This is a genomic window from Amycolatopsis sp. NPDC051128, from assembly GCF_040682715.1.
GTDB lineage: Bacteria > Actinomycetota > Actinomycetes > Mycobacteriales > Pseudonocardiaceae > Amycolatopsis.
The window spans coordinates 1-1,881 of the sequence record NZ_JBFBBN010000105.1 but is presented as its reverse complement, the minus strand read 5'-3'; the positions used below and the strand labels follow the sequence as shown (position 1 = coordinate 1,881).

Below are 1,881 nucleotides of genomic sequence, written 5' to 3'. Positions count from 1 at the left end.
CTGGGTTCTGTAGTTGTACATCCACCGGACGTCGCCCGAATCGGCGTTCGCGTCGGTTGAGGGACATAGAGTCCCTCAATGAGCCATTCACGGCCGTTCCGTTGACCGCTTGCGCGGCCCGGACTCGGTCAGACGTTGCGGATGTTCGGCTCGAGCTCCAAGGGCTCCACGTCCCACTTCTCGATGCCGAGGGCGAGAATGCGCTTGGGGTGGATCCGGATCACCGCGTCGTCGAAGTGGTTGTCCGGGAGGTTGACGCCCACCAGTGCTTCCGCGCGGCCGCGGATCTCCAGGCAGCGCACCCGCCAGGGGTTCGTCGACGGGAGGTCGTCGACGACGAAGGCGACCTGGTCGTTCGTCGCGAGGTTGCGGAACTTCTTGCTGTTGCGCAGGTTGTGCCCGGTGACGTCGATGGTCTTCTCGTCCGGGTTGTAGCGGAAGCCGACCGGGTTGACCTGGAGCGTGCCGTTGGGCTGGGCGGTCGCCAGCCGGCCGAGGGGCTGGTCGTCGAGGTAGGCGAGTTCTGCGTCGGTGAACATGTCCCGAAGCCTCCAACTTCAAGCTCCCTTGAAGTCAAGCTCCGGCGAGGACGCGTTCGGCGAACCGCTCGCCGATCCGGCGGTGGGCCGCGGGGCACGGGTGGAGGGCGTCCGGCAGCGGGAGGTCGGCGAAGTCGGCTTCGCCGTACAGCTCACGGCCGTCGAGGTAGCGCAGGTTCGCGTCCTCGGCCTGCCGCTGGGCCACGATCCGGGCCAGCTCGTCCCGGATCACCTCCAGCGTCAGCTTGCCCGCGGCCCGCTCGGCGGGGTCACCGGTCGCGCGGAAGCGCACCTCGCCAAGAGCGAGCGCCTCGTGGTCGAAGTCCCCCGGCCCGGGTGTCCGCTCGTGGATCGGGCAGTACAACGGCGAAACGACCAGGAGCGGCGTGTCCGGGTGCCCGTCGCGGATGGTGTCGAGGAACCCGTGCACGGCCGGGCCGAACCCGCGCAGGCGCATCAGGTCGGCGTTGACCACGTTGATGCCGAGCTTGACGCTGATCAGGTCGGCCGGGGTGTCGCGCAGCGCGCGGGCGGTGAACGGGTCGAGCAGCGCGTTGCCGCTGAAACCGAGGTTCACCAGCTCGACGCCGGCCGCGGTGGCGGCGAGCGCGGGCCAGGTCGTGGCCGGGCTCGCGGCGTTCGAGCCGTGGCTGATCGAGCTGCCGTGGTGCAGCCACACCCGCCGGCCGCGGCCGGGCACGGCCTCGACCGGCGCGTCGGTGCGCAGGGCGACGAGTTCGGTGATCTCGTTGTGCGGCAACCAGATCTCGACGTCCTTCGGGTGCCCGCCCAGCCCGGCGAACCGGACGGTGCCCGCCGGGCCCGCGCGGTGCTCGGACGCGCCGGTCGCCATGTCGATGGTCACGGTGTTGCCGCCGGCCACGCTCGCCTGGGCGGTGAGCGCGCCGTCGACGAGCAGGTCGTACACCCCGTCCGGCCGGGGCGGGGCGCCGACATACACCAGCTTGGTCGGCAGTGTCTCCAGCTCGACGACGTCGGCCCGGGTCCGGAACCGCAGCCGGACGCCCGCGGGCTGCGCCTCGGCCATGGCGAGCCGCGGATCGGCGTTCTGGGCCCGGGCGCGAGCGGGCAGCCGATGTGGCACCAGGCCGCGCTCGGTGCGTTCGAGTTCGAGCGCGCCGAGGACGAGCTCCGCGGTCAGCGGGGTACTGATCAAGGACGTCACGGGTGCAGCTTAGGAGAACAGCGCGTCCGCCCAGCTCGACTCCCGCGTCAGGCCCGGGGGGACCGCGAAGTGCGCCGAGCCCGTGTGCTGGACGTACTCCATCATCGCGTCCTTCGACGACAGCGCCTGCTGCATCGGCACGTACTGCTTCCGGGT

General features: G+C 71.0%; 2 protein-coding genes and 1 pseudogene. All 3 read right to left on the bottom strand.

Annotation, left to right across the window (positions count from 1 at the left end; translation table 11 throughout):
- Positions 1-128: 128 nt before the first annotated feature.
- Complete coding sequence (locus tag AB0M82_RS45870) at positions 129-539, bottom strand: PPOX class F420-dependent oxidoreductase (RefSeq protein WP_364736192.1); 411 nt, start codon at positions 537-539, stop codon at positions 129-131.
- Positions 540-573: 34 nt separating this feature from the next.
- The gene (locus AB0M82_RS45865) at positions 574-1,716 is read right to left on the bottom strand and encodes a GDSL-type esterase/lipase family protein (RefSeq protein ID WP_364736194.1); all 1,143 of its coding nucleotides are present in this window, start codon (positions 1,714-1,716) and stop codon (positions 574-576) included.
- Between the two features lie 18 nt (positions 1,717-1,734).
- Positions 1,735-1,881 (bottom strand): annotated as a pseudogene (locus tag AB0M82_RS45860) (deferrochelatase/peroxidase EfeB); the annotation flags it as partial.

Bases quoted from the DNA above. Each gene is read 5' to 3' on its own strand.
- AB0M82_RS45870 (WP_364736192.1), bottom strand. From the start codon at position 539: ATGTTCACCGACGCAGAACTCGCCTACCTCGACGACCAGCCCCTCGGC.